9 protein-coding genes are annotated in these 12,664 nt (G+C 74.7%); 4 read left to right on the top strand and 5 right to left on the bottom strand.

Features of this window, described 5'->3' with window-relative positions; genetic code table 11:
- Positions 1-40: 40 nt before the first annotated feature.
- The 3 genes from ACIQUQ_RS06660 to ACIQUQ_RS06650 form a co-directional block, all read right to left on the bottom strand.
- A complete protein-coding gene (locus ACIQUQ_RS06660) occupies positions 41-406 on the bottom strand; it encodes a YbjQ family protein (protein ID WP_403972065.1) in 366 nt (121 codons plus the stop codon).
- A 101-nt stretch (positions 407-507) separates the two neighbouring features.
- Positions 508-2,580, bottom strand: a complete 2,073-nt coding sequence (locus ACIQUQ_RS06655; protein ID WP_403972063.1) for a PIG-L family deacetylase — start codon at positions 2,578-2,580, stop codon at positions 508-510.
- Between the two features lie 194 nt (positions 2,581-2,774).
- Positions 2,775-4,817, bottom strand: a complete 2,043-nt coding sequence (locus ACIQUQ_RS06650; protein WP_403972061.1) for a PIG-L family deacetylase — start codon at positions 4,815-4,817, stop codon at positions 2,775-2,777.
- A 261-nt stretch (positions 4,818-5,078) separates the two neighbouring features.
- Between ACIQUQ_RS06650 and ACIQUQ_RS06645 the strand changes: the two genes are divergently transcribed.
- Positions 5,079-8,075 carry a bifunctional [glutamine synthetase] adenylyltransferase/[glutamine synthetase]-adenylyl-L-tyrosine phosphorylase gene (locus ACIQUQ_RS06645; RefSeq protein WP_403972059.1) on the top strand — a complete coding sequence of 999 codons (2,997 nt, stop codon included), beginning with the start codon at positions 5,079-5,081 and terminating at the stop codon, positions 8,073-8,075.
- A gap of 209 nt (positions 8,076-8,284) precedes the next feature.
- Here the strand turns inward: ACIQUQ_RS06645 and ACIQUQ_RS06640 are convergent, their stop codons facing one another.
- Positions 8,285-9,646 carry a glutamine synthetase family protein gene (locus ACIQUQ_RS06640; protein ID WP_399939444.1) on the bottom strand — a complete coding sequence of 454 codons (1,362 nt, stop codon included), beginning with the start codon at positions 9,644-9,646 and terminating at the stop codon, positions 8,285-8,287.
- 162 nt (positions 9,647-9,808) lie between these two features.
- On the opposite strand from ACIQUQ_RS06640, the gene ACIQUQ_RS06635 reads away from it, so the two are divergent.
- From ACIQUQ_RS06635 to ACIQUQ_RS06625, 3 genes are read left to right on the top strand one after another with little or no spacing between them, the layout of a single operon-like run.
- Entirely contained in the window at positions 9,809-10,189 is a 381-nt protein-coding gene (locus tag ACIQUQ_RS06635) for a hypothetical protein (RefSeq protein WP_403972057.1), read from the top strand.
- A 56-nt stretch (positions 10,190-10,245) separates the two neighbouring features.
- Positions 10,246-10,893 (top strand): DUF3105 domain-containing protein, encoded by a 648-nt coding sequence (locus ACIQUQ_RS06630; RefSeq protein WP_403972055.1) that lies wholly within the window; start codon positions 10,246-10,248, stop codon positions 10,891-10,893.
- Positions 10,890-11,618 (top strand): DUF305 domain-containing protein, encoded by a 729-nt coding sequence (locus tag ACIQUQ_RS06625; RefSeq protein ID WP_403972053.1) that lies wholly within the window; start codon positions 10,890-10,892, stop codon positions 11,616-11,618. Before ACIQUQ_RS06630 ends, ACIQUQ_RS06625 begins: the two co-directional genes overlap by 4 nt.
- A gap of 19 nt (positions 11,619-11,637) precedes the next feature.
- On the opposite strand, the gene ACIQUQ_RS06620 is transcribed toward ACIQUQ_RS06625, so the two are convergent.
- Positions 11,638-12,606: an alpha/beta fold hydrolase gene (locus ACIQUQ_RS06620; RefSeq protein WP_403972874.1), complete on the bottom strand. Its 969-nt coding sequence runs from the start codon at positions 12,604-12,606 to the stop codon at positions 11,638-11,640.
- Positions 12,607-12,664 lie beyond the last annotated feature (58 nt).

The following is a 12,664-nucleotide window of genomic DNA, read 5'->3' as shown; positions in this document are numbered from 1 at the left end:
CCGGCCCGTCCCGCCGCTCCGGGGTGCGCCGGCCGCCCCGCTACTCCGGGGCCAGCACCACCGCCGTGCCGTACGCGCACACCTCCGTGCCCACGTCGGCGGCTTCGGTGACGTCGAAGCGCATGGCCAGGACGGCGTTGGCACCGCGTGCCTGCGCCTGTTCCACCAGCCGTTCCATGGCCTGGTTGCGGGTCTCCACCAGCGTCTTCGTCAGGCCCTTCAGCTCGCCGCCGAGCATGGACTTCAGCCCCGCCCCGATCTGGCTGCCGAGGTGCCGCGACCGCACGGTCAGGCCGAAGACCTCACCGATCACCTGCTGGACCCGGTGCCCCGGGACGTCGTTCGTCGTCACGACCAGCACGCCGGCCCGGGGGTCGAGGCCCCCTCCGAATTCGTCGATTCCCATGGGCCCACCCTGGGGCGGGCCCCCGGCCCGCGCATCCCGGGTGAGGCGTTCTCGTGACTCGCCCGCGGGCCGCTCGCCGGCCCCCCGCGGACCCCCGGGGATCAGTCCGCCGCGGTGCCCGCAGGCGCCCACGGGGACAGCGCGGCGTCCCGCGAGCCGTCGGTGGCGCTCCAGTACAGGCGTCCGTCGACGCCGACGACGGCCAGCGTGGTCCGTCCGTCGTCGGTACGGGCTCCGGCGGGAGCGCCGTCGAACATCACCCGGGCGTGCTCCCAGACCCGTCCGGGGCCGCCGCCGGTGGCGAGCCCGCCGTCGGCGGAGCGGGCGGCCGACAGCTGTCCCGCGGCCGCGATCCCGCCGTACCCGCCCGGTCCCCCGGTCTCGGTGAACGGGGAGACCCGCAGGCCGGGCGCCTGCCCGGCGGGAGGCTGGCCGGCGAGGGCGGTGCGGACGTCGCCCGAGCCCGGCTTGCGGAACCAGAGCCGCACGCCGGAACCGTCCGGCACCGCGGTGAGCGGGATGGTGGTCGGGGGCAGGCCGGTGGCGGTGGCCGGGCCGAGCGGGGCACCCGCGGAACGCTGCGCCCAGCCCAGGACCGACCTGCCGGTGCTGGAGAACACGTAGCGCCGGCCCTGGGCGTCGGTGGCCGCGGCCGGGTTGCCGTGCAGGTCGGTGCCGCCGAGCCGGTCCCAGGGGCCCCAGTCGCCGTCCGCCCGCTGGGTGCGGCCGCGCAGCGTCTGGGCGCCGTCGCGCACGTACACCGCGAGGCGGCCCGTGCCGTCGGCGGCGAGGGCCGGGGCGCCGAGGTCGGAGAGCCAGGCCTCGTCGTCCCGCTCGGGGGTGCCGAGGGACTGCCAGGGGCCGAAGGCGCCGCCCGGGGTCCGCTGGACGGCCAGGACGACCTCGCGCCGGTAGTCGGTGCCGCGCGTGCCCAGCTCGGTCCGGGTGCCGGTGACCGCGGTGCGGCCGTCGGGCAGCCGGAGCGCGGAGACGCCCTGGTCCATGCCCGTGCCGGGGACCAGGGCGGGGCCGGTCCAGGGGGCGGTGGGGCCGGGGCGCTCCCAGACGGCCAGTTGTCCGTCGAGCACGGAGAAGGCCGACAGCCGGCCGCCGGGGGCGGGGACCAGCCAGGAGGTGCTGTTGCCGCGGGCGTAGCGGATGTCCTGGCTCCAGTGGTTGCCGCCGGGGTTGCGGGAGACCTTGAGGTCCCCGCAGCCGGCCGGGCTGCCGCAGTCCTGGCCGCCGAGCCCGGCGTACGCGTCGAGGACCGCCAGCTTCCGCCGGGCGTTCTCGGGGTCGAGGGCCGTGGCGAAGGCGCTGTTCTGGTAGCCGAGGTAGTTCTGGACGGTGAAGTGCGGGCGGTGCCGGTCCTCGGCGGCGTACCGGGTGAGGGCGGCCTGCACGAACCGCGCCCCGTACATGTGGTCCTGGTGGTCGGTGGGCTTGCGGGTGGCCCGGTACCGGCCGGGGGTGGGGTCCTGGGTGCGGACCAGGGTCGGGTGGTAGGTCTCCAGCAGGCCGGTGAGGGTCCGGACGACCTGCTCCTTGTCGTACGAGAAGGGGGTCCCGACCGGGGTCCCGGAGGTGAGCTGCGACTCCAGGCGCGGCACCCGCCCGTCCCAGAGGCCGTGCAGGCTGTGCGGCTGGTAGGCGCTGACCACGCGTGCCTCGCGCATCTGGAGCCAGACCAGGCGGACCGAGGGCGCGGTGTCGAGCACGTCGAGTTCCGCGTGGCCGCCGCCGTCGGTGGCGACGGCCGACCGGGTCCAGCGGGAGGTCCGGTCGCCGGTGGCCATCTGCGCGTAGGCGGCGCGGATGCCGTTCTGGCGGGCCTCGGCGTACGCGGCGCGGTCGGCGGTGGGGCGGGGGGCGCCACGGCCGCCGGCGGCGTTGACTCCGTCGCTCTCGCCGGAGGTGAGGTAGACGGTGGTGAGGGGCCGGCCGGCGGCTATGGACTGCGAGAGGTCGGGGTTCATGAAGTACAGGTCGTCGTCGGGGTGGGCGACGACCTGGAGTACGGAGCCGCGGCCGGCGTCGGTGCCGGCGGCGGTGCGGTCTCCGGCCCGTGCGGTGCCGGTGCCGGTGCCCGTGCCGCCGGGGGCGGCCTCGTAGGCGACGGTGCCGGCGGCCGCCACGCAGAGCGCGGCGAGGAGGGCGAGGGTGCCCCTGCGCATCGTCCGGGGTGGGGTGCGGCGACGATGCGTCGGGGGCATAACGGGGCGTCACCTTCCATACCGGGCAATTTTTAGCATCATAAGCACGGTGATGTGATGGTTAACGCGGTATGTCCGTTACGGGTACCCGGCGGATGCGTAACAGCCGCCGGGGTCGCAGCCGCCGGGTACCGCAGGGCGCTTGAGGACGGTGCCTAGGGCCGGTCCTGGGGCTCCGTCACCGCCGGGCGCCACGGCTGGGGCCGGCCCCCCTGGACGCTCCCCGGCGGGTACGTCGTCCAGTGCAGCTTCGCGTCGAGCCCGAGCACGGCCGTGGTGGCCGGACCGGTGCTCTCCGCCGCGCTCGCCGGCGATCCGGCGAACAGCATCTCCGACTCCGACCACGCGGGCGGCCCCGCGAGGGGCGAGACCCCGACGGTGCCGCCGGCGACCCGCCCGGTCAGCAGTCCGCCCGCCGCGCTCACCGCGCCGTACCCGGCGGTGCCCCCGACCTCGCGGACCGGGGAGACGAGCGCCTTGCCCGCCCCGGGCGCCAGGGTCACGGTGCGCACCGCGCCCGAGTCGGGCTTGCGGAAGAACAGCCGTATCCCGTCGCCCTCGGGGGCGGCCGAGAGCGGGAGGGTGGTCGGCGGCAGCCCGGTGGGGTGGGGGCCCGTCAGGCGGCCGCCGGGGAACTGCTGGTACCAGCTGAGCACCGTGCGGGGGGTGGTGGCCGTCACGTACCGGCGGCCCGACGCGTCCTTCGTCACCACCGGTTCGCCCATCAGGTCGGTGCCGCCGAGCCGGAGCCAGGGGGTCCAGCCGCCCTGGGGGAGCTGCTCGCGCACCCGCAGCGTGCGGCGCGCGTCCCGTACGTACACCGCGAGGCGTCCGCTGCCGTCGAGGGTGACCGGGGCGGGACCGCTGATCGCGGAGGTGCCGGTGGCGTCCGCGGTCTCCGGGCTGCCCAGGGACTGCCAGGAGCCGAAGGGGCCCCCGGGGATGTCCTGTACGGCGAACACCACGTCCCGGCGGTAGTCGGCGGCCCGCTGCCCGAGGGTGGTGCGGGTGCCGAAGACCGCGACGCGGCCGTCGGGCATGCGTGCGGCCGACGCGCCCGGGTCCAGGCCGGGGCCCGGCAGCAGGTCAGGCCCGGTCCAGCGGCCCTGGGGGCCGGTGCGGTGCCAGACCGCCATCCGGCCGTCGAGCACGGCGAAGGCGTAGAGTCCGCCCTCCGCGCCCTCGACCAGCCAGGACGTGCTCTCGCCGCGCGTGTAGCGCTGGCTCTGCACCCAGTTGGCGCCGGTGGGACGGGCGGCCACCTTGCGGTCGCCGCAGCCGGCCGGGCTCCCGCAGTAGTCCTCCTTGTCCATCCACGCGTACGTCTTGACGATGCGCAGCTTGGCGTTGGCGGTGGCCGGGTCCAGGGCGTGGGGCAGGGCGCTGTTGAGGTAGCCGAGGTAGTTCTGCACCGAGTAGTGCGGGCGGTCCGGGAAGCGCTCGTACCGCGCCGCCGCGGCCTGCGCGAACCGGGCGCCGTACATGTGGTCCTGATGGTCCGTGAACTTGCCGCTGCGGGGGTGCCGCCCGGGGGTGGGGTCCTGCATCCGTATCGTCGTGGGCCTGAAGCGCTCCAGCACGCCGGCGATGGTGGCGACGACCTCGTCCTTGGTGTACGCGAAGGGGGTCGTGACCGGGCTGCCCGAGGCGAGCTGGGCCTCCAGGCGCGGTATCCGGCCCTCCCACAGGCCGCGCAGGCTGTCCGGCCGGTAACCGGTGACGGTACGGGCCTCCCCCAGCTGCAGCCAGACCAGGCTGATCTGGGGCCGGGACACGAGGACGTCTATCTCGGCGTGGCCGCCGCCGGCCGTCTCGACGGCGGAGCGCTTCCAGGGGCTGGTGCGGTCGCCGGTGGCCATCTGGGCGTAGGCGGCGCGTATGCCGTTCTGCCGGGCCTCGGCGTAGCGGCCGCGGTCGGCGGCCGGCCGCGGGTCCTTGAAGTGCGGGCCGCGGGCCGCGTTGACGCCGTCGGACTCGCCGGCGGTGAGGTAGGCGGTGGTGAGCGCGTGCCCGGAGGTGAGCGAGCGGCTCAGGTCCGGGTTCATGAAGAAGAGGTCGTCGTCGGGGTGGGCGACGATCTGCAGCACGGAGCCGCCGACGGTACGGGTCGGGGCCGCGGCGGGCTGCGGCGTGTCCAGGGCCGTGACCCGTCCTCCGGACACGACGGCCACCGCGGCGGACGCGCTGGCGGCAACCACGGTGAAAAGGGCAGCGAAACGGATGCGGCGGGCAGGGGGCATCGGGTCACGCCTCGGGATCGTGCGGGGCCGGTGCCGCGGACCGCGGACACCTCATAGCAGTCAGACAGAGGGAAAAGGAAGGGATTTGGTTCATCGGGCGGCGCGGGTTCATCAGGTTGTGAGGTCGGTCGGGGCTCCCGCGATCCCGTCCGGCTAGGCTCGTGACCCGGACCCGGCTGGGCAGGCCGGAGCGGACGGCAGGGAAGCGGAGGCGACGGGATGACGGTCCCCGGACGCAGGAGCAGTACGTTCACACGGCTGCTGCGACACGGTTTCACCGACCCCTCGGCCGCCGAGCGTCTGTTGGACACCCAGGAGCTGGCCCCCGTACGCACCGATCCGGTGCTGCTCGACGCACTGGGAGCGGTCGCCGACCCCGATCTTGCCCTACGCGGTCTGGTGCGCCTCACGGAGGCCCAGGATCCGGAGGGCCGGAGCGCCCTGCTGTCCACGCTGACCACGGCGAAGCCGCTGCGCGACCGGCTGCTCGGGGTGCTCGGCGCCTCGGAGGCGCTGGCCGACCACCTGGCCCGTCACCCGCTGGACTGGCAGGCCCTGGTCACGTACGAGGCGGCCGATCTGCACCCGGGGCTGCCGGAGTTCGAGGCGGGGCTGGCCGACGCGCACGACCCGGTCGCGCTGCGGGTCGCGTACCGGCGGTGCCTGCTGTCCATCGCCGCGCGGGACGTGTGCGGCACGACGGACGTGGCGCAGACCGCGGCGGAGCTGGCGGACCTGGCGACGGCGACGCTGCGCGCGGCGCTGCGGATCGCCACGATGGCGGCGCCGCAGGACGCGGCGGAGTGCCGGCTCGCGGTCATCGCGATGGGCAAGTGCGGGGGACACGAGCTGAACTACGTCTCCGACGTGGACGTGATCTTCGTCGGGGAGGCGGCCAACGGGGCGAGCGGGACCGACGAGGCAGCTGCGCTGCAGGCTGCCACCCGGCTGGCCTCGCACCTGATGCGGATCTGCTCCGAGACCACCGTCGAGGGCACGATCTGGCCGGTGGACGCGAACCTGCGGCCCGAGGGGCGCAACGGACCGCTGGTGCGCACCCTCTCCTCGCACCTGGCGTACTACCAGCGGTGGGCCAAGACCTGGGAGTTCCAGGCGCTGCTGAAGGCGCGGGCCGTCGCGGGCGACGAGGAGCTGGGCGAGGAGTACGTCTCGGCCATAACACCGCTGGTGTGGCAGGCGTCGGAGCGGGAGAACTTCGTCGCCGACGTGCAGAAGATGCGCCGCCGGGTGGTCGACAACATCCCGGCCTCCGAGGTGGACCGGGAGCTGAAGCTCGGTCCCGGCGGGCTGCGGGACGTCGAGTTCGCCGTCCAGCTGCTGCAGTTGGTGCACGGGCGCAGCGACGCCACCCTGCACTCCGGCACCACCCTCGACGCCCTGCACGCGCTGGCCGCCGGCGGGTACGTCGGCCGCACCGACGCCGCGCAGCTGGGGGACGCGTACCGCTTCCTGCGCGCCATGGAGCACCGCATCCAGTTGTACCGGCTGCGGCGCACGCACCTGGTGCCGGAGGACGAGAACGACCTGCGGCGCCTGGGGCGGTCGCTGGGGCTGCGCACCGAGCCGGTGGCCGAGCTGAACAAGGCCTGGCGGAGGCACGCCTCGGTGGTGCGGCGGCTGCACGAGAAGCTCTTCTACCGGCCGCTGCTCGACGCCGTGGCCCAGCTGGCGCCGGGTGAGATCCGGCTGTCGCCGCGGGCCGCGGGGCAGCGGCTGGAGGCCCTGGGGTACGCCGACCCGGCCGCGGCCCTGCGCCATCTGGAGGCGCTCGCTTCGGGCGTCACCCGGAAGGCCGCGATCCAGCGGACCCTGCTGCCGGTGCTGCTGGGCTGGTTCGCGGACTCCGCCGACCCGGACGCCGGCCTGCTGGGCTTCCGCAAGGTCTCCGACGCGCTCGGCAAGACGCCCTGGTACCTGCGGCTGCTGCGGGACGAGGGCGCCGCCGCCGAGAACCTGGCCCGCGTACTCTCCGCCGGCCGGCTCGCTCCCGACCTGCTGCTGCGCGCCCCGGAGGCGGTGGCGCTGCTCGGCGACGAGGAGGGGCTGCGGCCGCGCGAACGCGAGGCGCTGGAGCAGGAGGTGCTGGCGGCGGTCGGACGGGCCGACGACGCGGAGACGGCGATCACGGTGGTGCGCGGGGTGCGGCGGCGCGAGCTGTTCCGTACCGCCGCGGCGGACATCATCGACTCGTACGGCACGGAGGAAAACCCGGTCGAGGAGGACCACGGCACGCTGGTCGACCGGGTCGGCAGCGCGGTCTCCGACCTGACGGCGGTCACCCTGGCCGGCGCCCTGCGCGCCGCCGTCCGCGACCAGTGGGGCGACGAACTCCCCACCCGCTTCGCCGTCATCGGCATGGGCCGCTTCGGCGGCCACGAACTCGGCTACGGCTCCGACGCGGACGTGCTCTTCGTCCACGAGCCGCGCGAGGGCGTCGACGAGCAGGAGGCCGCCAAGGCGGCGCAGGCCGTCATCGCCGAGATGCGCCGGCTGCTCCAGCTGCCCACCGCCGACCCGCCGCTGCTGATCGACGCGGACCTGCGCCCGGAGGGCCGCAGCGGCCCGCTGGTCCGCACCCTCGGCTCGTACGCCGCCTACTACCGCCGCTGGTCGCTGGTGTGGGAGAGCCAGGCGCTGCTGCGGGCCGAGCCGGTGGCCGGCGACGCGGACCTGGGCCGGCGCTTCATCGACCTGATCGACCCGCTGCGGTACCCGGTGGAGGGGCTGCACGAGGACGAGGTCCGCGAGATCCGCCGCCTGAAGGCCCGCATGGAGTCAGAGCGGCTGCCGCGCGGCGCCGACCCGACCCTGCACACCAAGCTGGGCCGCGGCGGCCTGAGCGACGTCGAGTGGACCGTACAGCTCCTCCAGATGCGGCACGGCTGGGCGGAGCCCGGCCTGCGCACCACCCGCACCCGCGAGGGCCTGGCCGCCGCCCACGCCGCGGGCCTCATCCCGACCGAGGAGGCCCAGATCCTGGACGAGGCCTGGGTCCTGGCCACCCGCGTCCGCAACGCCGTGATGCTGGTCCGCGGCCGCGCGGGCGACACCTTCCCCTCGGACGCCCGCGAACTGGGCGCGGTGGGCCGCTACCTGGGCTACGGCGAGGGCGGCGCCGGCGAAATGCTGGACGACTACCGCCGCACGACCCGCCGCGCCCGCGCGGTGGTGGAGGAACTCTTCTACGGGGCGTGAGCCCGGACGGCCGTCTCCGACGGGCCGTCAGGACGGCCAGGCGTCGCCCCGTACGCGGGCGTGCAGGTGCTCGTCGTACACCGGACGCAGCCGCCGCCGCCCGGGCGGGACCCGGACGGCCCGAGGGGCCTGCACACGGCTCCGGGCCGGTGGTCGACGACCACCGGCCCGGAGTGACGTGCGCGTCGAGAGCCGCCGCTGACCTGCGGTTACAGGACCGGGAGGTTCTTGCGGAGTTCGAAGGCGGTGACCTCCGAGCGGTATTCCTCCCACTCCTGCTTCTTGTTGCGGAGGAAGAAGTCGAAGACGTGTTCGCCGAGGGTTTCGGCGACCAGTTCGCTGCGCTCCATCAGGGCGATGGCCTCGCCCAGGTTCTGCGGGAGGGGTTCGATGCCCATCGCGCGGCGCTCCGAGTCCGAGAGGGCCCAGACGTCGTCGTCGGCGCCGGCCGGGAGTTCGTAGCCCTCCTCGATGCCCTTCAGGCCCGCCGCCAGCAGGACGGCGTACGTGAGGTACGGGTTGGCGCCCGAGTCGATCGAGCGGACCTCGATGCGGGAGGAGCCCATCTTGCCCGGCTTGTACATCGGGACGCGGATGAGGGCCGAGCGGTTGTTGTGGCCCCAGCAGATGTACGAGGGGGCCTCGCCGCCCGCGCCGGCGCTGCGCGAGGAGCCGCCCCAGATGCGCTTGTACGAGTTGACCCACTGGTTCGTGACCGCCGAGGTCTCGCCCGCGTGCCGGAGCAGGCCCGCGATGAAGGAGCGGCCCACCTTCGAGAGCTGGTACTCGGAGCCGGACTCGTAGAACGCGTTGCGGTCGCCCTCGAAGAGGGAGAGGTGGGTGTGCATGCCCGAGCCGGGGTACTCCGAGAACGGCTTCGGCATGAAGGTGGCCTGGACGCCCTGCTCCAGGGCCACCTGCTTCATGACCAGGCGGAACGTCATGATGTTGTCCGCCGTGGAGAGGGCGTCGGCGTAGCGGAGGTCGATCTCCTGCTGGCCCGGGGCGCCCTCGTGGTGGCTGAACTCCACCGAGATGCCCATGGACTCCAGCATGGTGATGGCCTGGCGGCGGAAGTCCATGCCCACGTTCTGCGGGGTGTGGTCGAAGTAGCCGGAGTTGTCCGCCGGGACCGGACGGGAGCCGTCCAGCGGCTTGTCCTTCAGCAGGAAGAACTCGATCTCGGGGTGGGTGTAGAAGGTGAAGCCCAGGTCGGAGGTCTTGGCCAGGATCCGCTTCAGGACGAACCGCGGGTCCGCGAAGGACGGGGACCCGTCGGGCATCAGGATGTCGCAGAACATCCGGGCGGTGCCCGGTGCCTCCGCGCGCCACGGCAGTATCTGGAAGGTCCCCGGGTCCGGCTTGGCGATCATGTCCGACTCGTAGACACGGGCGAATCCCTCGATCGCGGAGCCGTCGAAGCCGATGCCCTCGTCGAAGGCCTGCTCCAGCTCGGCGGGCGCCACGGCGACCGACTTCAGGAAGCCGAGCACGTCGGTGAACCACAGGCGCACGAAGCGGATGTCGCGCTCCTCGAGCGTCCGGAGGACGAATTCCTGCTGCTTGTCCATGCCTTCATCCTCGCAGTTCAGAGGGCCTGTGCACCACCAGCCGGGCGTCGGGGGGCCGCCCCAGTATCGCGAGCCGTGGTTTCGGCCACATTACGGGCCCCCCGGTACCTGTGACACCCCGCACTGACGGCGGTGCCGCCCCGCCCACTACCATCTGCGGCCATGGGGGGCGGGCAGCACATCCGGCACGGGCGCACCAGGCGCCACGTCGCGCTGCTGTGCGCCCTGGGCACCCTGCTGGCGGCCCTCTTCCTGTGTACGGGCACGGGGTCGTCCGGCCCGGTACGGGACCCCGGCGCCGCCGCCGCGCGCCACGCCGCCGAGGCGCACCGGGCCGCGTACGTCTGCCCGTACGACCTGCCGGGCTGCTCGCCCTTCTCGCACCTGACCCCGGGTGTCCTCACCGCGCCCCCGCCCGCCGCCGCGCTCCCCGCGGTGGTGCCGCCGCCCCCCGGCCCGGATCTCCCGGCCGGCCGGCGGCTGCCTCCGGAGCTGTTGGCGCGCGCCCCCGACCTCCACGTCCTTCAAGTGCTGCGGACCTGAGGCGGACCGTTTCTCCCGCTCATCCCGCCAACCCCCACATACGAGAAGGACCAGCCATGGGCAGCAAGACCTCCAACCCCTCCCGCCAGGCCCGCATAGCCGAGATGCGGCGCGCCGAGCAGGCCCGCGACCGCCGCAACAAGATCATCGCGATCACCGTCTCCGTCCTCGTCCTCGGCGGCGTCGGAGGCTTCGGCGCGTACGTCCTCAACAAGAAGGCGGACGAGGTCCAGGCCAAGGAGGACCTCGTCAAGAAGCCGGTCTCGGCCGAGCAGAGCTGGGACGTGAAGAAGCTGGGCCGCAACCACGTCACCAAGGCCGTGTCGTACCCGATGAAGCCCCCGGTCGGCGGCGACCACAACCCCGTCTGGATGAACTGCAACGGCGACGTCTACACGACCGCGATCCCGGACGTGAACGCCGTCCACTCGCTGGAGCACGGCGCCGTCTGGATCACGTACAACACCAAGGCCGCCAAGGGCGACGTCGAGAAGCTCGCCAAGAAGGTCAAGAAGACCCCGTACACCCTGATGAGCCCGGTCGACGGCCAGGCGGGCGCGATCATGCTGAGCGCCTGGGGCAAGCAGGTCTCGGTCGACGGCGCGGACGACGCGCGGGTGGACCAGTTCCTCGCCAAGTACGTCCAGGGCCCGCAGACGCCCGAGCCGGGTGCCGCGTGCACGGGCGGAATGGCCGCCCAGTGAACCGGGCGCAGTGGGCCGCCGTGACGGCGGTCGTCGGGGCCCTGCTCTTCGCGGGCGCGGCGACCGTCGCGACCGCCGGCGACGGGTCCGCGGAGGACCGCGTCCCGGCCGTCACCTCGGCCGACGCGGGGTTCGCGCGGGACATGTCGGTGCACCACCAGCAGGCGGTGGAGATGTCCTTCATCGTCCGTGACCGCACGCAGGACGAGGCGGTGCGCCGCCTCGCGTACGACATCGCCAACACCCAGGCCAACCAGCGCGGCATGATGCTCGGCTGGCTCGACCTGTGGGGGCTGCCGAAGGTGTACCCGGCCGCCGAGCCGATGGCCTGGATGGCCGGGGACGGCGACGCGGAGGCCGGCGACGGCGGTCACTCCGGGCACGGGCAGGCCTCCGGCGGGCACGGGTCCGCCGGGCACGGGTCCGGCGGGCACGCCGGCCACGGAGGGGTCGCCGCCAAGGAGGGCGCGCTGATGCCGGGCATGGCCACGCCGGCCGAGCTGGAGGAGCTGCGCAAGGCGGAGGGCAAGCAGGCCGAGATCCTCTTCCTGCAGCTCATGACCGACCACCACAAGGGCGGCGTCGCCATGGCCCAGGGCTGCGTGGAGCTCTGCGAGCCGGGCGTCGAGCGCGACCTCGCCCAGGGGATGGTCGAGGCCCAGCAGTCCGAGCTGACCCTGATGGCGGACATGCTCCGGGAGCGGGGCGCGGCGCCGCGCTCCTGAGTCCCCCGGAAGACGGGCCCTAGGCCTGAACGGCCGCCACGACCGCCCGCGCCACCTGGCGCGGGCGGTCGCGCATGACCAGGTGTCCCGCGGGCTCGGCGACCTCGAAGCGGGCGCCGAGGGCGTCGGCCAGGGCGGCCTGCGCGGCCAGCCAGCGCAGCGCGGGGCCGCGGGCGGAGCCGTCGTAACCGGCGAGGACGGTGACCGGGAGGCCCGCGGGGAGCGGGTGGTCGGCCCGGAGCGCGAGGACCTCGGCCGCCATGGCGAGGTACCGCGCGTTCTCCAGCAGCATCCCGCGCCAGACCCGGCCGGTGCGGTGGCAGCGGCGTACGAGTCGGGGGTCGGCGGCGCCGTGGTAGGGGGCGGGGGCGGCGTCGTCGTAGGGGGCCGGGGCAGCTGCGTCGTACGGGGCCGGGGCGCCTCCGTACGGGGCCGGGGCGCCTCCGTACGGGTCCCCCGCGCCCCCGGCCCGTTCCGCCGCCCCGTCGTACGGGCCCACCGTGCCCAGTCGCAGCATCGCGCGCCGGGCCGCCGGGCCCAGGGCCGCCGGCAGGCCCGCTGCGGTGGCGAGGGCGCCCAGCGCCCGGGCGGCGGCGGTGCGCAGGGCCGGCATCGGTGCGGCGGGCGCCTCGGCCACGCTGCCGTCGACCAGCAGCAGGGCGGCGGTGCGGCCGGGGTGCAGCCGGGCGAAGGCCTCGGCGTGGAACCCGGCGGCGGAGTGGCCGGCCACCGTGACCGGGCCGCCCCCGGAAAGGCCCAGGGCATCCAGGAGCACGGCGATCCGGCGGGCCTCCCCCGCGGCCGTGGGCGGCACCGCCGCCGGGCCGCTCAGTCCGTGCCCGGGACGGTCGAAGCGGACCACCGTGCGGTGCGGGGCCAGGAACGGCACGACGGGGTCCCAGTCGTACCACCCGAGGCCCAGCCCGGCGCTGAGCACCGCCACCGGCCCAGAGCCCTCGACCCGGACGTGCACGGGCACGCCGTCCACCCGCACGAAGCCGTCCCTGCCGGCACCGGTCACGAAGCCGTCCCTCCCGGCACCGTCC

The organism is Streptomyces sp. NPDC101118, from assembly GCF_044759445.1.
Lineage (GTDB): Bacteria > Actinomycetota > Actinomycetes > Streptomycetales > Streptomycetaceae > Streptomyces.
Note: the sequence above shows the minus strand (reverse complement) of the source record. Positions and strands in the feature narration are given on the sequence as shown.